Source organism: Mesorhizobium sp. LNJC391B00, from assembly GCF_000502535.1.
Taxonomy (GTDB): domain Bacteria; phylum Pseudomonadota; class Alphaproteobacteria; order Rhizobiales; family Rhizobiaceae; genus Mesorhizobium.
The window spans coordinates 134,301-151,936 of record NZ_AYWI01000006.1; the positions used below are offsets into that span (position 1 = coordinate 134,301).

Consider the following 17,636-nt stretch of genomic DNA (forward strand, 5'->3'; position numbering starts at 1 on the left):
TCGGCGCATGGCTATGGTCTAGCCCTTCAGGAGGCGCACCCATGAGCATCGTCGTTTTCGACCCGGACAGCACCGAGGATGTGGATTTCAAGGACCGCATGCGCCACCCGGTCGCGGCTGACTCGGCCGGTGGCATGTGGCTGTCGGACACCGAGCCGTCCTTCATCGATGCCGACGCGCTGCGCAAGGGTCGGCTGGCGAAACTGCGCGGCTGGATGCGCGAGGCGGGCTATGGGGGCGTCGTTTTGTTCGACCCCTACAACCAGCGCTATGCCACCGGCTCGCGCAACATGTTCGGCTATTTCCTGCGCAACTCGACGCGGTATTTCTTCATCCCGACCGACGGGCCGATCGTGCTGTTCGAATACCCGCAGAGCTACCATGTCTCGATGGTGCTCGACACGATCGACGAGGCGCGCCCGTCCAAGCTGGTATGGTCTTCGGTGTCGGGCCGCGACGACGAAACCGCCGGCCCCTTCGCCGACGAGATCGCCGAGCTTTTGAAGAAACATGGCGGCGGCTCGATGAAGCTCGGGCTCGACCGCTGCAGCCATTTGCAGGCGCTGGCGCTGGAAAAGCGCGGCTGCGACGTCAGGGATTGTCAGGGCGAAATCCTGGCGGTGCGCGCGGTGAAAACACCCGAGGAAGTCAAATGCCTGCAGGTATCGATGGCTGGCGCGGAAGCCGCTGTTTATGCCGTGCGCGAGGCGATCAAGCCCGGCGTCTCCGAAAACGAGCTGTTCGCCATCATGTATGGCGAGGTGATCCGCCAGGGCGGCGAGTTCATCGAGACGCGGTTGCTCACCTCGGGCCAGCGCACCAATCCGTGGTTCAACGAGGCCAGCGGCCGCAAAATCCGGCCGGGCGAGCTTCTGGCGCTCGATACCGACACGATCGGCTGCTATGGCTATTATTCCGATTTTTCGCGCACCTTCCGCTGCGGGCCGGGCAAGCCGACCGACTATCAGAAATCGCTTTACCGCATGGCGCACGACCAGGTTCAGCACAACATTTCGATCGTCAGGCCGGGCATGGCGTTTCGCGAAATCGCCGAAAAGGCGTGGAAAATCCCGGACCGTTTCGTCGACCAGCGCTATACCTCGGTGATGCACGGCGTCGGCATGCATGGCGAGACGCCGTTCATAGCGCACGCCATGGACTATGAAACCTACGGCCGCGACGGTGTTGTCGTGCCCGGCATGGTGGTGAGCGTGGAAAGCTATATCGGCGAGAAAGGCGGCCGCGAGGGCGTCAAGCTGGAGGACGAGATCCTGATCACCGACACCGGCACCGAACTTCTGTCGCGCTTTCCCTACGAGGATGAGTTTCTGGAGAAGCAGGTTTGATGGTCGTTTCGCATCCCTTGGCAACCAGCGCGAACGCCAATCCCGTCGTCATCCTAGGGCGAAGCAAGGAGCGCAGCGACGCGGCGCAGACCCTAGGATCCATGCCGGGACTCATCCGCGCCGCAACGGTGCAAGTTCTGCTCCGCTGCATTCCTTGGCCAATGTCACGGCATGGACTCCAGAGCGCCGCAACGGTGCAGATCCTGCACAGTTGCACTGCACGGTCGACGTCACGGAATGGATCCCAGGGTCTCCGCGACGCCGCTGCGCGGCTGCTTCGCCCTGGGATGACGAAGTTCGGAGGACGACGACCAATCTCCATCGCTTGCGCTGCCCTTGCGAGAAGAGCGGCGGCGTTGGTCGCGAACCAAGGCCTATCCGCATGAAAAGCCGCATCTCGATCAAACGCGGCACGGTCGCCGCGGCGTTCATCGACCTCCAGGAAGAGCATCGGCAGGACAAGCGCTATCTGGTCGAAGGTTTTGGCGAGGTGCTTGCCAATGTCCAGCGCCTGCAGGCGGCGGCGCGGCGCAACTTCGTGCCGCTCTATCACTGGGCCTATGTCGTCGATACCGCCAAGGCGCGTCGGTTCCATCCGCTCGACGCCGACGGCAAGTCCGCCTTTTCTGACAAGAGCGATCCTCTGACGGAAATCTGCCCGGAAGTGGCGCCCGCGGCCGGCGAGACGATGCTGGTCAAGACGCAGGCCAGCGCCTTCGGCGCCGGGCCTGCCGCAACCGAACTCAAGGCGCGCGGCATCGAATGGCTGATCGTCGCCGGCGTCTGGACCGAGGCCTGCATCGACGCCACCGTGAAGGACGCGGTGGCATCCGGCTTTCGTGTGCTTCTGGTCAAGGATGCATGCGGCAGCGGCAGTGCCGCCATGCACCAGACCGCCATCCTCAACCTTGCCAACCGGCTCTATGGCGGCGCCGTCACCAACACGATAGACGCGTGCCGGCTGATGGCGGGCGACACCGTCGATGCATGGCGGGTCGAGGGCTCGGTGCCGCTGCGCTTCACCTTTGAAAACGCCGAACGGCTCTACGGCGAGCTCTGAGAGATGGGCACAGTCCACAAGCTCAAGATGGCCAGGCGGGGGAAATACGCCACCCTGCTCGATCCGGCACTGTGGGGTTATATCGACCTGGTCAATGACTGGTTCCCACCCGAAATCGCCGAACTGCCGATCGCCGAGCAAAGGTCGGTCTATGATGCGATGTGCCGCGCCTTCCATCAGGGTTATCCCAAGGGGGTTTCGGCCAGCGACGGCATCATCGCCGCCGATGCAGGGCACGCCATCCCGATCCGCTACTATCGGATGGCGGGCAAGCCCGTGCGCGCCGTCATCCTTTACTATCATGGCGGCGGCTTTGTGCTTGGCGGGCTCGACAGCCATGACGACATCTGCGCCGAAATCTGCGCCGGCACCGGCTTCGACGTTGTCTCGGTTGGCTACCGGTTGGCGCCGGAACATCCCCACCCGGCCGCCTTCGACGACGCGCTGACCGTGTTCGAATGGGCGGCGGTGACAACGGACCTGCCGATCGTGCTCGTCGGCGAAAGCGCCGGCGGCAACCTTGCCGCCGCGGTCGCCCATGCGTCGCGCCGCCACCCGCGCCGCGCGGTTGGCCAGGTGCTGATCTATCCCGGCCTCGGCGGCGACGAGAGCGCCGGCTCCTATGTCGAACATGCCGAGGCACCGCTGCTGACGCTGCGCGACATCGCGTTCTACCGCACCATTCGCTCCGCACCGGCACAGTCGCCCGACGACCCGACTTTTTCGCCGCTGAGCGACAATGACTTCTCCGGCTTGCCGCCGACTGTCATCATCACCGCTCAATGCGATCCGCTGTCATCGGACGGCGAGACCTATCGCGACCGCATCGTTGCCGCAGGCGGCCGCGCCTGGTGGTATGAGGAGCCCCGCCTCGTGCACAGTTTTCTGCGTGCCCGCAAAAATGTTCCGCGCGCCGGCGAGGCGTTCGTGTGCACGCTTGCAGCCATCGCCGCCGTCGCAGTGCTCGGCAAGAACGATGAAGCGCTGATCTCCCCCACAAGGGGGGAGATTGGCCGTCTACCTCTGCGGAGTGGCGCACAAGAATTGCGGAAAAGAGAACATTTCCCGGGGTCGGCCCGCTTTATCATCACCTGCTCAGGCAACGGCGCCCGATGATCGCATCCGCCCCAGCGGAGGCGGACCGTCGGGGCGCCCAACAAAAGAGGGAACGACGATGAAATTCATGCTGACCGACCGCAATTTGCACCCGCAGGCCAAACCCGTCGCCCAAGATTTCACAAAGGGCGGCGTCAACCGGCGCGAATATCTCGCCATCATGGCCGGCTTCGGCGTCAGCGCGGCCGGAGCACTGGCATTGGGCGGCCTCAGCGCGTCGCCCGCCCGGGCAGAGGAGCCGAAGCGCGGCGGCACCTTGCGCGTCGCCATGAACGTCAAGGGTTTCAAGGATCCGCGCACCTTCGACGGTGTCGAGATGTCCAATGTGGCGCGCCACTGCAACGAATATCTGGTGCGCTGGAACCGCGACTTCACCTTCGAGCCGTGGCTGCTCGAAAGCTGGGAAACCAGCGACGACGCCAGGACGCTGACGCTGCATGTGCGCAAGGGCATCGCCTGGTCGAATGGCGACGCCTTCAACGCCGACGATGTCATCCACAATCTCAACCGCTGGTGCGATGCTTCCATTGCCGGCAATTCGGTCGCCGCGCGCATGGGCGCGCTGGTCAATGCCGACACCAAGAAGCCGGTCGACGGCGGCATCGAGAAGGTCGACGACTTCACCGTAAAGCTCAATCTGCCGAAGCCCGACATTTCGCTGATCGCCGGCATGGCCGACTACCCCGCGCTGATCATGCACCGCTCCTATGAAGGCGGCGACGATCCGATGAAGGCACTGGCGATCACCACCGGACCCTGCGAGCTGGTCAGCTGGAATGCCGAGACAAGTGCTGAGGTCAAGCGCAAGGACAAGCCCTGGTGGAAGGGCGACTTCTACCTCGACGGCATCAAATGGGTCGATTACGGCTCCGACCCCAACGCCATGCTGTCGGCGTTTGAATCCGGCGAGATCGACACCGACCACGAGACCGCCTCCGACGCCGTGTCGCAGACCGAGCAGATGGGCCTGCAAAATTCCGAGATCGCCACCGGCTCGACCATCGTTGCCCGCTTCAATGTCGGCAACGCACCCTATGACGACGTCAAGGTGCGCCGCGCCGCCCAGCTTGCCGTCGACAATTCCGCCGTTCTAGCGCTCGGCCTCGGCGGGCGCGGCAAGCCGGCCGACAACCACCATGTCGGCCCGATGCATCCGGAATTTGCCGATATCGGCCCGGCCAAGCGCGACATGGATCAGGCCAAGAAACTGCTCACTGAAGCCGGCAAGGCCGACCACGAATTCGAGCTGATCTCGGTCGACATCGAATGGCAAAAGAGCACCGGCGACGCGATCGCCGCGCAGATGCGCGAGGCTGGCCTGAAGATCAAACGCACCGTGTTGCCGGCGGCGACCTTCTGGAACGACTGGAGCAAATACCCCTTCTCCACAACCGAATGGCTGGGCCGCCCGCTCGGCGTCCAGGTGCTGGCGCTCGCGTACAAATCGGGCGCCGCCTGGAACGAAAGCGCCTATGCCGACAAGGAATTCGACACGCTTCTCGACAAGGCGCTGGCAACGCCGGACGCCGCCCAGCGCAAGGAGATCATGGCCAAGATCGAACAGAATCTGCGCGATGCCGGCATCATCATCCAGCCCTACTGGCGCTCGGTCTACCGCACCTATCGCAAGGGCGTGCAAGGCTGCGAACAGCACCAGTCGCTGGAGCAGCACTTCGAGAAGGTGTGGCTGGAGGGCTGATTCAATTGGTGTCGCCCGGTCGGGGTAGATAAGACAGAATTAGAGCTAGGCGACGACTGGCCCAGCAGCTGGAACTACTCCTTCGTATGCTGTGCACCCTTCTATCTCGATCTTCCAGATGGCATTGGGGTTCGGATTTACGATGGCCGGAATGCGCCATCTGCTTGGAGCTATCTCATATCGGAAATGCTGATCGCCGCAGGTCACCTTGACCTCATACTGGGGTTTCGATGCAGAAACAGGTGATCTGAACTCGAAATGCAATTCCCCGTTTTCGGTATACAATTCACTGATAAACATACCACGACGAAAAAAGACTGATCCGCCTTTCTCTACCGCGAAATTGTAATTCCATGCTCCCGGTCCAAGCAGCCGCTTCAGATAGCGCTCTTCATGGATCGTCCTGCACACAACGTAATTCAGGGTTGCGAGACTCAGTCTTTGGGGGACGACAACCTCAGACATTCTCATATTGTGAATGTGTTGCATTTCGTCCTGAGAGACTGCTGAGTCATGATATATATGTTCAAATTTGAGTTGGTCAAATTGATTGTCTCCGTCTCTCGGTATCTGATTAGAATTAGCAAAGTTTCCGGCAACAAAACGGCTAGACGCTAGGGTGAGCACCGATTTTAGGTCAAACACTAACATCACAGGAATGCACATATGAGGATCCGCCCTATTGGGGTCACTCCGAGCCTTTATACCTTCGGTCTTTAAATGGAATCTGTTCTTGGGCCTGAAATATAACCGTACATAGTTATGAGCGGCTGGATTGTTGTTCAAAGCACCCTGATTGGCGACGTCACATAGCAAAGCGGGCACTCCATTGCGGCATATAATCTCGCCACCCCGCAAGATTTCTGCGGCAACTTCGATTTGGCATGCGTGATAGAGAGACCGACCCCAACCCGTCCTTGATGCAAAACGATCAAGGCGAGGTCCCAAGGTCGCGATATGCTGATCGGCCCTCGCTATTGAAATAGCCATCCTTGCGTCGGTTTCGCCACAGTGTAGGGAGTGTATTGATCGCGATCTAAGAAAAGCGCTTCTGCCCGAGATGCGGTTGAAGCACCTGTTCGAGACTTCACCGAACAGATATAAGGAAGCTCGGACAGGATCGGAAAAAGGTAACTCTTTAGGCGCTGTGATTTTGCGTCTGAGAAACTATCTATTGAGAGTATCCTCTCTCGCAGCCTGACCCATGAGGCTTGGAGCAACTCCCCATCAATTCGCTCTTTCTTCCCCGACTGATGCTCCACAACAAGAGAGTTGTCTGTTTGCATCTGCACCGTGAATTGAGACTCTTTGGAAGTTGCGAACACGTGACCTTTGGCAAGCTTCCTTAGATCCTCAGAGAACTCCGCAAAATCTTCCGGGATTCTTACTCGCTCTTTGTGCTCTGCTACAAAATCCGAAGGAACCTGTATGTCGTGGATGTAAACGGGGATACTTACTCGAGCCAGATAGCGTTCCATCAAAGGACGAACGTCTTCCCAATTCAAGTTGCCGTTGCCGCATCCCAGAGGCGGAAAAGAAACCGAGGTGATCCCTAAGTCCTTATAAGCCGCGACGAACTTCTGCAGACCGTGCTCGATGTACTCTATCTTCGATGGCAGTTTCCAAGTGGTTTTAGTTGGAAAATTCAACACCCACCGCGTGTCGGATCGCCACAGATGGAGATTGCCAATCCGAAGGGCGCGCGCCTCGCAAAGATCGCGATACTCCCGAAACATTCGCGGGTACCTGCTTTTGAACTCCCTGGCGATTCCCTTACCCATGACACCCACCGTGTTGACGGTGTTCACCAGCGTCTGCGCGGGAGATTCAAATACGCTGCTTTCAAGAAAAGTGATCATTCGCTTAGATGCCCCAAGGTCAGAACGAATGAGAACATATAGAGAACATTAAGCAAGGTTTCTAGCACGATTCTGCAGCGCTGTCGTTGGCGGCTCGGCATTCCGCCTGAGGTTATACACACTTCGACGTGTTGCACCTATCGGCGACTCGTCGGTGATATCCAGCATCAGCTAGTCCCATGGCACTTCAATGTGTGAGAAATGTACGCATGGATCATTTCGACCTCGGCACCTACCGCCGCCCCATCTCCACCTCTTCGGCTGAAACACAGCGCTGGTTCGATATCGGGCTGAACTGGTGCTACGGCTTCAACCATGAGGAAGGCATAAAGTGCTTCGAAAAGGCGCTGGAGACCGATCCTGATTGCGCCTTCGTGTATTGGGGCATCGCCTATGCCGCCGAGCCTTTTTACAACCTCACCTGGAAGGAGCACGGCAAGGACGAGGCTAACCGCGCCGCGCGACGCTGCTTTGATCATGTCCAGCTTGCGCGGGCTGGTTCTGCGGGCGCAAGCCCCGTCGAGCAGCGGCTGATCGAGGCGCTGGCCGCACGCTTCCAGCAGCCGCATGGCGTGACGCCGGCGGAATTCGAACAATGGGACAATGCTTACGCTGCCGCCGCGATGCGGTAGGTCTATTGTGACTTTCCCGACGACCATGACGTGATGGCTCTCACCGTCGAGGCGCTGATGATGCGCACCGTGCGGCGGCTGTGGGATTTGAAAACCGGCAAGCCGGCGCCGAACTAGATGTGCTGGAGGCGCTGGAGGTCTGCGAGCGATCGATCCGGCTGTCGGACGAAGCCGGCACTGCGCCGCATCCGGCGATCCTGCACCTGCATATCCATCTGCTCGAGATGTCGACGCAGCCGGAACGCGGCATGCGCTCGGCGGACCGGCTCGGCACCATGTGCCCCGATGCCGGCCACATGAACCATATGCCGGGCCATATCCATGTGCTGTGCGGCGAGTACGAGAAGGCAAAGCTGGCCAGCGAAAAGGCGGTGCGCGCCAACGACCTCTACCTCGCCTATGCCGGTGAGACGACCTACTATCTGCTCGGCTGCTGCCACGATTTGCATCTGATGATGTTCACCTGCATGTTCCTTGGCCAGTACCAGCCGGCACTGTGGGCGGCTGACAAGGTGCGCAGCCTGGTCACGCGCGACGTGGTCGCCATCCAGGACCGGCCAAAGCTGACGCAAACAGTGGAGGGCTATCATGCGATAAAATCGCATGTGCAGGTGCGCTTCGGCCGCTGGCAGGAGATCATCGATGAGCCGATGGTGGACGAGCCGGCACTTTATGTGCTGGCCGCCGCCATGCAGCACTACGCCAAGGGCGTCGCCCATGCGACGCTCAAGCAATTCGCGGCAGCCGAGCGTGAGCGCGAAAATTTCCGCAGGCATGTCGAGAGCATTGCGCCCGAGCGGCGCTTCCTCAGCAACCCGGCACGGGCCTCGCTAGCCGTCGGCGCCGCCTTGCTCGATGGCGAGTTGGCCTACCACCAGGGGCAGCATGACGACTCTTACGCCCATCTGCGCCAATCCGTCGAACTCGACGACAATCTGTCCTACACCGAGCCCTGGGCCTGGATGCACCGCCGCGCCATGCGCTGGCGGCACTGGTCCTCGACCAGGGCCACACTGACGAGGCCGAGCAGGTCTATCGCGACGACCTCGGCCTGAGCGGCAAGGTCCAGCGCTGCGCCCAGCACCCCGACAATGTCTGGTCGCTGCACGGGTTGGTGGAATGTCTGAAGCGGCGCGGCGAGAGCGTGGAACTGCCGGGGGTGCAGGAGAAGCTCGACGTAGCACTGGCCAAGGCTGATGTGGCGATCACGTCGTCATGCCTGTGCCGGACGAGACCGCAGGCGGACCGTAGCTGCTGTCGTTGAGAGGGCAGCCAACCGACCGAAATCGGCGACGTTCGCTCACGAGAAAATCTCAGCCAGATCGTCGATGCTGGTGCCTTCCTTGAGCTGTCGCAACTCCACATACATGACGACGATGGCGATCGATACCACCAAGCCTTGGGCTGTATCGACCAGGGCGTTGAGCAAAAAGCCCAGTGTCAGACCAAATGAGAAAAAGAAGGCGTTCGCCCAAATATCCACGGTGATTGAAGGCACGAGCACGACAAGCCAGATGCACAGCAACGGCCAGCGGCTGCCTTTGGTCAGGTCGCGGCTGCGTTGCATGCTGGCGAACACGCCACGCCCTTCACCGACAATTACCGGCGTCGTGACCGACCAGCGCGCCAGCAGCAACAGTCCGGGAACGATGATGAGTACCAGGCCCAGCCAGAAGGCGAATGTGATCAGGATCGAGGCGGCGCTTGCCGGTAGCAGAAGCGCACAGGCTGTTCTGATGCAATCGCGTGCCGACGGCCGTTCGCCGCGCAGATCCATCAGGGCCGCTCGCGTCAATGCCGCCTGCATGAAAGCCCCCAGCACAAAAAAGCCCAACATGAAGATTGCCGTGATCGTCAACCGTCGCATCGAGTATTCGGGCTCTACCGACCCGACGGATACCCAGAACCAGTAGGAAAATCCAAACTCCGGCAAGGCGTATACGAACAACGCCACTCCCAAGCACAGCACCGGATTGCGCCGGATAATCGCGAACGTATCGCGGAGAACCCTGCCGATGCGAAATTTGCCTGGCTGCTCCGGCGTCATCGACGTCACGATTGCCCTACCCCGGTCGATGTGCCGTTACGAAAAAATCTGCGCCAGTTCGTCGACGCTGGTGCCTTCCTTGACCTGGCGCAGTTCGACATAGGTGACGGCAATGGTCACCGACAGCATCGTCGAAAAGATCGTCGACACCAGAGTGCTGCCAATCGCTCCGACCAGGACACCGACACCGGTGACGCCGCCGGCGGTGGCGAGCGCCAGTCCGAAAAACAACGAGAACACCGCCTGGATGAGCATCGCCGCCACGCCAATGATCAGCAGCAGCCAGAATATCGACCAGCGGCTGCCTTTGGTCAGGGCACGGCTGCGCGATATCGAGCCGAACACGCCAAGCCGCTCCTGAACCGCAATGGGCACGGAAACCGATACGGAAATCAGCCACATGAAAGCGGGAATAAACGCCAGGGCAAGCCCGATCAGCCACCCGATAGGGGGAATGACCCAGGCGATGAAAACCATCACAAAAACAGCCACCACCAGAGTGACAATGATCAGAATGCCTATGCCCAGCGTGGGCAAGAAGCTGCGCAATGCTATCTGGATGCAGTCGCCGATGACCGGCCGCTTGCCGTTCAAATCCTCGATTGCCGCCCTGACAAGCGCCGCTTGCACCAGCAAGGCCAGAACGAAAATGATCAAGGAAGCGACTATCGATAAGCCCGAGTAGTCTCCCATGGCCGACGTTTCGAAAGCGGCGGCGTTCCCGGCGCTGTCGACGTTCACCAATGTAGCGACCCGGGACAGGTTCCAGAGGTTGTACAGCAGTGCGGGCAGGGTTGAGAAAAGTCCGACGACCACAGCAAGGAAACCCAGATTGCGGCCGATGACCGCGAAGCTGTTGCTGAAAACCCTGCCGATGCGGAATTTTTCCGGTCGGTCCTGCGCAAGTGACGTCACGATGCCTCCTGCCCTGGCACCCGCCTTGACCTGACCGGGTCAAGGCGGTGCAAACCCGTCGGCTTACGAGAAGATCTCGGCCAGTTCGTCGACGCTGGTGCCTTCCTTGACCTGGCGCAGCTCGACATAGCTGACCGCGGCGGCGACCGACAGCAACATCGACATCACGCTCTGCACCAGTGCCGCCACGACAGTAGCGACAATGTCGTGAAACAGGTAGACAAACACGCCCACCGCGCCCTGGATGACCATGCCGATGATGATCAGGACAAGGAACAAGCCGAAGAGCGACCAGCGGCTGCCCTTGGTCAGGGCGCGGCTGCGCGACATCGAGCCGAACACGCCGAGCCGCTCCTGGATCTGAACCGGTATCGCAACCGACCAGCCCAGCCACAAGATGATGCCGGGCACCAGCAACGCAAGCGCGGCTAGGCCTGCGCCCAGGCCGACGAGCAGGCCGATCGCCAATGTCGGCAGAAAATATCGGATGGCTATCTGCAGGCAATCGCCCAAGGTCGGCCGCTTGCCGTTCAAATCCTCGATTGTGGCTCGCACGAGCGCCGACTGCAGCACCAGTACGAAAAGGGAGGCAATGAAACTGGCCGGGAGCGTCACCCAAATGTTGCTAAACACCAGGGCGGGGTCGGCCGCAGCGCCGGGATTGGCCGTCAGGAGCGCCTGCATGCGCGATTCGGTCCATAGCCGAAGAATAACTGCCGGCACCCCCGCAAACAGCACCGAAAGCCCCACGAAAAGTATGACGTTGCGGCCGATGACGGAGAAGCTGTTGTTGAAGACCCTGCCGATCTGAAATTTCTCAGGCCGTGCAAATGTTGCCGAAGTCATGATGCGCCCCCTGTTCCACCGCCGAATATTGTCCGGCAGCCGCAGTAGTAAATTTGCCAAGATTAACGACTGGCGTCTAGCCCACTTGCAAAAGTTACGCTGCATTGCCAGTGTCGGCTCGCGAACCGCAGGTTGCAGGGGGGCGAGAAGGTGACTGCTGCACAGCCGGACGCTGCGCAAGCCGAATGGCTGGCCAAACTGCACAAGCAGTTGCTGTCGGACGATTCGATCCAGTTCGACCTGCCGGCCTACAGACCACCCGAGACACCCGAATGGCTGAAACCGCTGGGCGAGTTCCTGAAATGGCTCGGCCCGTACATGATCTACCTGTTCTGGGGCGCGGTGATCACAGGTGCCGCAATCATTCTGCTGCTGATTTTGCTTGAGGTGAAAGGCGTCGCCTGGCGCCTGCCCTGGTGGCGCAAAAAGAGCGTGACCGAGGCGGAAGCGATATGGCACCCCGACGTTGGCGCCGCGCAGATCCTGTTGTCGGAAGCCGATGCGCTCGCCGCCCGGGGCGAGTATGACGAGGCGGTGCATCTCCTGCTGCGCCGCAGCGTTGCCGACATTGCCGGCCGCCTGCCCGACTTCCTGCGCCCGTCGCTGACCGCGCGCGATATCGCGGGAGCGGCGTCGCTGCCAACGCGGGCGCGTGGCGCCTTTACCCAGATCGCGCGCATCGTCGAGGCCGCTCTGTTCGCGCGCCGGCCGGTCGGGCCCGAGGGCTGGCAGGAGGCGCGCAGCGCCTATGAGCGATTCGTCTTCAGGGATGCCTGGATGTGAGTGACACGACAGCCGACATCGCCCAGCAGGAACCGTTCAGCCGCAGGACGGTGTTCTGGGGCATTTTCGCCAGCCTGCTCGCGGCGGCGGGCTTCTTCCTTTTGTCGACCTATGCCCCCGATTTTCGCCAGCCGAGCGTCGGTGGCGCAACGCCGCTGTCGAAGAGCGGCATCGGCTATGCCGGCTTGGCGGAATGGCTGGAGCTGACCGGCGAAGCGCCCGATATGGCGCGGTCCGACAGCGATCTCCAGATCGACACAAACCTCCTGATCGTCACGATTTCGCCCGACAGCGACCCGGATGCGCTTGCCAACATCGTCAAGCTTCGCAAGGGCCTGGATACGCTGTTCGTGCTGCCCAAATGGGCGACCTTGCCGCTGTTCGAGCACGAGGGGTGGGAGATGAAGATCCAGCGGCTGCCGGACGTCGTGGTCAACGACTGGCTCGCCCGGATCGCCAAGGCCAAGCTCGGCGAAGGTGAGACCACGGTCAAGCAACTCGACGTCTCAGGGCAAATGGTCAGCGTTCCCGACCAGCTGCAATGGGTGGCCGACGAACACCCGCTGATTGCCGCCGGCAACGGTAAGGCCGTGCTGACCGAGGTCGAAGACGAGCGGTTCTACATTCTGACGGACCCCGATCTCATCAATAACGCCGGCTTGAAAGATCCCGACAAGGCGGCGGCGGCGCTCAAGCTGATCGAGCTCCTGCAGCCCGAAGAGGGTGCTGTCATGTTCGACCTGACGCTGCATGGCGTCGGGCGAAAATACGATCTCGCCAAGCTTCTGGTCGAGCCGCCCTTCCTGGCGCTGACGCTGACCATCCTGGCGGCGGCGGCACTTGCCTTCCTGCATGGCCTTGGCCGGTTCGGGCCGCCGCGGGCCGATCAGCGCGCCATCGCCTTCGGCAAACGCGCGCTGGTCGACACCACGGCGATGCTGTTGCGCCGCGCCGGCCGGCTGGAGGAACTGGGCGACCGCTATGGAACCCTGGCGCGGGTGCGCGCCGGCGCGCTGCTCGGCGCGCCGCACGGTTTGCAGGGCGAAGCGCTCGACCGCTGGCTCGATTCCCGCGATAAGGACGAAGCCGGCGGGTTCACGACCCGCCTGCAAGCTGCGAACGCGGCAAAGACCCTGACACAAATGCATGATGCAGCCGAAAAGCTGCACGACTGGACGGCAAGGAGGCTCGGTGAACGTCGATGATGTGAAGGCCCTGGCGACACAGATCAGGGAAGAGGTGGCCAAGGCCATCACCGGGCAACACGATACGGTCGATCTGATGCTCACGGCATTGTTCGCCGGCGGGCATATATTGCTCGAAGGACCGCCGGGCACGGCCAAGACGATGACGGCGCGCTGCTTTGCCCACGCGCTGGGCGTCGCCTATGGCCGGATCCAGTTCACGCCCGACCTGATGCCCGGCGATATCGTCGGTTCCAACATCTACAATTTCCAGACCGGGCAGTTCACGCTGACGCGCGGCCCGATCTTCTGCGATCTGCTGCTCGCCGACGAAATCAACCGAACGCCGCCGAAGACCCAGGCAGCCCTGCTGGAGGCGATGCAGGAGCATGCCGTCACCTTCGACGGCACCACCCATGCGCTCGGCCCGAACTTCATGGTGGTCGCGACGCAGAACCCAATCGAGCACCAGGGCGTCTATCCCCTGCCCGAAGCCCAGCTCGACCGTTTCCTGTTCAAGCACCGGGTGAGCTACCCCGGCCCGGAAGAGGAAAAGGCGATCATCATCCACCATGGCGGCGGCACCGCCTCGCACGACATCAAGCAGTACGGCATCAAGGCCCAGGCCGACCGCAAGACGCTGGAGAAGGCGTTGGCGACCGTCGGCGAGGTTACGCTGGTCGACGACGTCGTGGACTATATCGCAAGGCTGGTGCGGGCCACGCGCGCCAGCCCCGATCTGGAAGTCGGTGCCAGCCCGCGTGCGGGCGCCATGTTGGCGAGAGCTGCACGGGCTCGGGCAGCGCTCGACGGGCGTGCCTATGTCATCCCCGACGACGTCAAGGCGCTTGCCGTGCCGGCGCTGCGCCATCGCGTTATCCTGTCGCCGGCGGCGCAGATCGACGGCCGCCTGGTCGAACAGATCGTGACCGACCTTGTAGACCAGACGGAAGCGCCACGTTGATTTATCCGAGCGGCCGGGCAGTCTGGGCAGGTGCGGCCGGTGCAATACCGGCCTTCCTGATCGCGCTCGCGCTGCCGTCGATGTGGTATCTCGGCCTGTTGTGGATCTGCGCGCTGCTTGCTTTCCTGGCCGTGGACGCGGCCGCCGGGCGCGGACGGGCTTCTCTGAACGCCAGCATCCACGCCCCGCCGCAGGTCAGCGTCGGCGGCCAGCTCACCGTCAATGTCACCGCCAGGCTCGGCGGACGGCCGCGCGCCGTGCAGGCGCGTCTTGGCCATGACGAGCGGCTGCAACCGCTGGGCGGCACCGGCGGCGCATCGACCGCCGAGGCCGGCAGCGCATCGCTCGATCTCAGATTTCAGGCGCTGCGGCGCGGCATTGCCAGGTTCGATCGCCTGTGGGTGCGCTGGCGCGGGCCGTTCGGGCTGGTCTGGAACCAGGTGGTGCTGCCGATGGACGGCAAGGTGGCGGTGCTGCCCAACGTCAGCAGCGCCCGCGACGAGGCGATCACGCTTCTGCAGCGCCAGGCGCTGCCCGACGGCCATGCACAGCGCCGCGCCGGCCAGGGCCGCGAATTCGAGGCGCTCAAGGACTACCAGCCCGGCATGGGCCGGCGCATGATCGACTGGAAGCGCAGCGCCCGCCACGGCAGGCTTCTGGCGCGCGAATTCCGCATCGAGGAGAACAACAACATCGTGCTGGCCATCGATAGCGGCCGGCTGATGTGCGAGCCCGTCGACGGCGTGCCGAAGGTCGACCGCGCCGTCACCGCCGCCTTGCTGTCGGCGTTCATTGCGCTGAAGGGCGGCGACATGGTAAGCCTGTTCGGCTTCGACGCGCGGCCGCGCGTTTCCAGCGGCGCCGTGCGCGGCTCCGCCAGCTTCGCCATGATCCAGAAGCGGGCGGCGGAAATCGACTATTCCACAGAAGAGACCAATTTCACCCTGGCGCTGACGACGCTGGCCGCGCGGCTCGACCGGCGCTCACTGGTGATCATCTTCACCGACTTCGTCGATCCGATCAGCGCCGAACTGATGCTGCGCACCGTCGGCCGGCTCACCGAACGGCATCTGGTGCTGTTCATCATGATGAAGGATGTCGAGCTGGAGACACTGGCCGACATGCCGCCGGACGCTCCAGAGAATGTGGCGCGCTCGGTCGTCGCCGGCGGGCTGCTGCGCGAAAGGCAGGTCGTCATCGGCAGGCTCAGGCTGCTCGGCGCGCACGTCATCGAAGCCGATCATCAAAGGCTCGGACCAGCACTGGTCGAGCGCTATCTCGAGCTCAAGCGGGAGGATCTGTTGTGAACGCGCTGGTCGGCAAGGATGCCGTGCGCCAGTCGCTGGCGAGCTTCCGTTCGGAGCGCGAGGCCGACTGGAAGGCGTTCGAGGCGCTGCTCGCCCGGGTCGAGAAACGCGCTCCGCGTACGCTGTCGGAAGACGAACTGCTGTCGCTGCCGCTGCTCTACCGCTCGGCGCTGTCCTCGCTCTCGGTGGCGCGGGCGACGTCGCTCGACAATGCGCTGGTCGGCTATCTCGAAGCACTGTGCTTGCGTGGCTATTTCTACCTCTATGGCGCGCGCCGCAGCTTGCGGCAGCGCATCGGCGATTTCTTCCTGCATGACTGGCCATACGCCATTCGCGATTTGTGGCGCGAGACCTTGCTGTCGGTCGTCCTGACCTTTGTCGGCGCCGGCGCCGGCTACTGGCTGGTGGCGAAAGACAAGGGCTGGTTCGACGCCATCATTCCGCCGAGCCTGGCCGGCGGGCGCAACCCGGATGCCTCGGCCGACGTGCTGCGGCAGGTGCTTTATGATGGTGCCGACAGCAATTTCCTGTCGGGCTTCGCTGCCTATCTTTTCACGCACAATGTCCAGGTGGCGATCCTGGCCTTCGCGCTGGGCTTTGCCTTCGCGGTGCCGAGCGTGCTCTTGATCCTGATGAATGGCTGCCTGCTTGGCGCGATGTTCCAGATCTACGTCGCCAAGGAGCTCGGCCTGGAGTTGGGCGGATGGCTGTCCATCCATGGCACCACCGAGATGTTCGCGATCGCCTTGGCGGGCGCCGCCGGCATGCGCATCGGTACGCGCATCGCCTTCCCCGGCGAACTGACGCGGATGACGGCTGCTGCCTATGCCGGGCGCGTGGCCGCCACCACCATGGTCGGCGTGACGATCATGCTTTTGTTTGCCGGCCTGCTCGAAGGCATCGGTCGGCAGGTGATCACCAGCGACGCTACACGCTACGCCATTGGCGGCGGCATGCTGACGCTGTGGCTTTGCTATTTCTATGTGTTCAGGGTGGTGCGGCATGGCGACCGCTAGGCGTGCTGCCGTCTCGACGATACGGCCGCTGATCACGCCGGAAGGCGTCGATCTCCGGATCAAGCTCGCCGATGCCGGCACCCGCGCCGCCGCCTTCCTGCTCGACTTTGTCATCATCATCGTCACGGCGATCGTGATCTCGATCGTTGCACTGTTCGGGCTGGCCGGCCTCAAAGGCGAAGGCGCGCAGCCGCTGTTCATCGTCTGGATTATCCTGATCTTTTTCCTGCGCAACGCCTATTTCATCGTCTTCGAAGCCGGCCGCCGCGCCGCCACGCCCGGCAAACGGATGCTCGGCATCCGGGTGGCGTCGCGCAGCGGCGCCGGCCTGTCGATCGATCAGGTCATTGCCCGCAATCTGATGCGCGAGATCGAGATATTCCTGCCGCTGTCGATCATCCTCGGCCGCGGCGAGATGGGGCTCGCCGACACGCTGACGACGATCTTCGGACTGGTGTGGACGCTGCTGTTTGCGCTCTTCCCGCTGTTCAACCGCGACCGCATGCGCATCGGCGACCTTTTGGCCGGAACGTGGGTTGTCGAGGCGCCGAAACTGGCGCTGGTCGAAGACCTGTCGCAACGCCAGGACACCACCACCCGCGCCTTCCGCTTCACCCAGGCGCAGCTCGATGCCTATGGCATCGCCGAACTGCACAAGCTGGAGGAAGTGCTGCGCCGCGACGACTATTTCGCCCTGAAAGCCGTGGCCGAGACGATCGGGCGCAAGATCGGCATGACGATCGAGCCGGTCGATTCCAGGGCCTTCCTCACCGCCTATTATGGCGAGCTGCGGGCACAGCTTGAGCGCAAGCTTCTGCTGGGAACACGCAAGGCGGATAAGTACCAGCGGTAGATCGGAGTT

General features: G+C 62.3%; 15 protein-coding genes and 1 pseudogene. 11 read left to right on the forward strand and 5 right to left on the reverse strand.

Going from position 1 to position 17,636, the window contains the following annotated elements; all coding sequences use genetic code 11:
• Positions 1-41 precede the first annotated feature (41 nt).
• The 4 genes from X750_RS148925 (at position 42) to X750_RS148910 (ending at position 5,221) form a co-directional block, all read left to right on the forward strand.
• Complete coding sequence (locus X750_RS148925) at positions 42-1,346, forward strand: Xaa-Pro peptidase family protein (RefSeq protein ID WP_023698044.1); 1,305 nt, start codon at positions 42-44, stop codon at positions 1,344-1,346.
• Positions 1,347-1,728: 382 nt separating this feature from the next.
• The gene (locus X750_RS148920; RefSeq protein ID WP_023698043.1) at positions 1,729-2,406 is read left to right on the forward strand and encodes an isochorismatase family protein; all 678 of its coding nucleotides are present in this window, start codon (positions 1,729-1,731) and stop codon (positions 2,404-2,406) included.
• Positions 2,407-2,409: 3 nt separating this feature from the next.
• On the forward strand, positions 2,410-3,522 hold the full coding sequence (locus X750_RS148915; RefSeq protein WP_084567150.1) for an alpha/beta hydrolase: 1,113 nt from the start codon (positions 2,410-2,412) through the stop codon (positions 3,520-3,522).
• 58 nt (positions 3,523-3,580) lie between these two features.
• A complete protein-coding gene (locus tag X750_RS148910) occupies positions 3,581-5,221 on the forward strand; it encodes an ABC transporter substrate-binding protein (RefSeq protein ID WP_023715258.1) in 1,641 nt (546 codons plus the stop codon).
• 45 nt (positions 5,222-5,266) lie between these two features.
• On the opposite strand, the gene X750_RS1000000164590 is transcribed toward X750_RS148910, so the two are convergent.
• Both X750_RS1000000164590 and X750_RS1000000163735 read right to left on the reverse strand, forming a co-directional pair.
• Complete coding sequence (locus X750_RS1000000164590) at positions 5,267-6,211, reverse strand: DarT ssDNA thymidine ADP-ribosyltransferase family protein (RefSeq protein WP_084567151.1); 945 nt, start codon at positions 6,209-6,211, stop codon at positions 5,267-5,269.
• Positions 6,196-7,080 carry a macro domain-containing protein gene (locus tag X750_RS1000000163735; protein WP_023702282.1) on the reverse strand — a complete coding sequence of 295 codons (885 nt, stop codon included), beginning with the start codon at positions 7,078-7,080 and terminating at the stop codon, positions 6,196-6,198. Before X750_RS1000000163735 ends, X750_RS1000000164590 begins: the two co-directional genes overlap by 16 nt.
• 209 nt (positions 7,081-7,289) lie before the next feature.
• Between X750_RS1000000163735 and X750_RS01000000163060 the strand changes: the two are divergent.
• Positions 7,290-8,976 (forward strand): annotated as a pseudogene (locus tag X750_RS01000000163060) (hypothetical protein).
• A gap of 36 nt (positions 8,977-9,012) precedes the next feature.
• On the opposite strand, the gene X750_RS148905 reads toward X750_RS01000000163060, so the two are convergent.
• From X750_RS148905 to X750_RS148895, 3 genes are all read right to left on the reverse strand, one after another.
• Positions 9,013-9,768: a hypothetical protein gene (locus tag X750_RS148905; RefSeq protein ID WP_023715256.1), complete on the reverse strand. Its 756-nt coding sequence runs from the start codon at positions 9,766-9,768 to the stop codon at positions 9,013-9,015.
• 27 nt (positions 9,769-9,795) lie between these two features.
• Entirely contained in the window at positions 9,796-10,674 is an 879-nt protein-coding gene (locus X750_RS148900) for a hypothetical protein (protein WP_023715255.1), read from the reverse strand.
• 63 nt (positions 10,675-10,737) lie between these two features.
• On the reverse strand, positions 10,738-11,520 hold the full coding sequence (locus tag X750_RS148895) for a hypothetical protein (protein WP_023715254.1): 783 nt from the start codon (positions 11,518-11,520) through the stop codon (positions 10,738-10,740).
• 150 nt (positions 11,521-11,670) lie between these two features.
• On the opposite strand from X750_RS148895, the gene X750_RS148890 reads away from it, so the two are divergent.
• Genes X750_RS148890 through X750_RS148865 form a run of 6 tightly spaced genes read left to right on the forward strand, consistent with a single transcriptional unit; the run spans position 11,671 to position 17,627 of the window.
• Positions 11,671-12,303 (forward strand): DUF4129 domain-containing protein, encoded by a 633-nt coding sequence (locus X750_RS148890; protein WP_023747703.1) that lies wholly within the window; start codon positions 11,671-11,673, stop codon positions 12,301-12,303.
• Positions 12,300-13,508: a hypothetical protein gene (locus tag X750_RS148885; RefSeq protein WP_023747704.1), complete on the forward strand. Its 1,209-nt coding sequence runs from the start codon at positions 12,300-12,302 to the stop codon at positions 13,506-13,508. Before X750_RS148890 ends, X750_RS148885 begins: the two co-directional genes overlap by 4 nt.
• Positions 13,495-14,451 carry a MoxR family ATPase gene (locus X750_RS148880; RefSeq protein ID WP_023747705.1) on the forward strand — a complete coding sequence of 319 codons (957 nt, stop codon included), beginning with the start codon at positions 13,495-13,497 and terminating at the stop codon, positions 14,449-14,451. The genes X750_RS148885 and X750_RS148880 overlap by 14 nt, the downstream gene beginning before the upstream one ends.
• Complete coding sequence (locus tag X750_RS148875) at positions 14,448-15,758, forward strand: DUF58 domain-containing protein (RefSeq protein WP_023747706.1); 1,311 nt, start codon at positions 14,448-14,450, stop codon at positions 15,756-15,758. The genes X750_RS148880 and X750_RS148875 overlap by 4 nt, the downstream gene beginning before the upstream one ends.
• Positions 15,755-16,774, forward strand: coding sequence for a stage II sporulation protein M (locus X750_RS148870; RefSeq protein WP_023747707.1), 1,020 nt, complete (start codon positions 15,755-15,757; stop codon positions 16,772-16,774). The genes X750_RS148875 and X750_RS148870 overlap by 4 nt, the downstream gene beginning before the upstream one ends.
• Positions 16,761-17,627: an RDD family protein gene (locus X750_RS148865; RefSeq protein WP_023747708.1), complete on the forward strand. Its 867-nt coding sequence runs from the start codon at positions 16,761-16,763 to the stop codon at positions 17,625-17,627. The genes X750_RS148870 and X750_RS148865 overlap by 14 nt, the downstream gene beginning before the upstream one ends.
• Positions 17,628-17,636 lie beyond the last annotated feature (9 nt).

Excerpts from the sequence above, each read along its gene's own strand:
- X750_RS148910 (WP_023715258.1), top strand. The coding sequence starts at position 3,581 with ATGAAATTCATGCTGACCGACCGCAATTTGCACCCGCAGGCCAAACCC.
- X750_RS148865 (WP_023747708.1), top strand. The coding sequence starts at position 16,761 with ATGGCGACCGCTAGGCGTGCTGCCGTCTCGACGATACGGCCGCTGATC.
- X750_RS148925 (WP_023698044.1), top strand. The coding sequence starts at position 42 with ATGAGCATCGTCGTTTTCGACCCGGACAGCACCGAGGATGTGGATTTC.
- X750_RS148895 (WP_023715254.1), bottom strand. The coding sequence starts at position 11,520 with ATGACTTCGGCAACATTTGCACGGCCTGAGAAATTTCAGATCGGCAGG.
- X750_RS148920 (WP_023698043.1), top strand. The coding sequence starts at position 1,729 with ATGAAAAGCCGCATCTCGATCAAACGCGGCACGGTCGCCGCGGCGTTC.
- X750_RS1000000164590 (WP_084567151.1), bottom strand. The coding sequence starts at position 6,211 with ATGGCTATTTCAATAGCGAGGGCCGATCAGCATATCGCGACCTTGGGA.
- X750_RS1000000163735 (WP_023702282.1), bottom strand. The coding sequence starts at position 7,080 with ATGATCACTTTTCTTGAAAGCAGCGTATTTGAATCTCCCGCGCAGACG.
- X750_RS148915 (WP_084567150.1), top strand. The coding sequence starts at position 2,410 with ATGGGCACAGTCCACAAGCTCAAGATGGCCAGGCGGGGGAAATACGCC.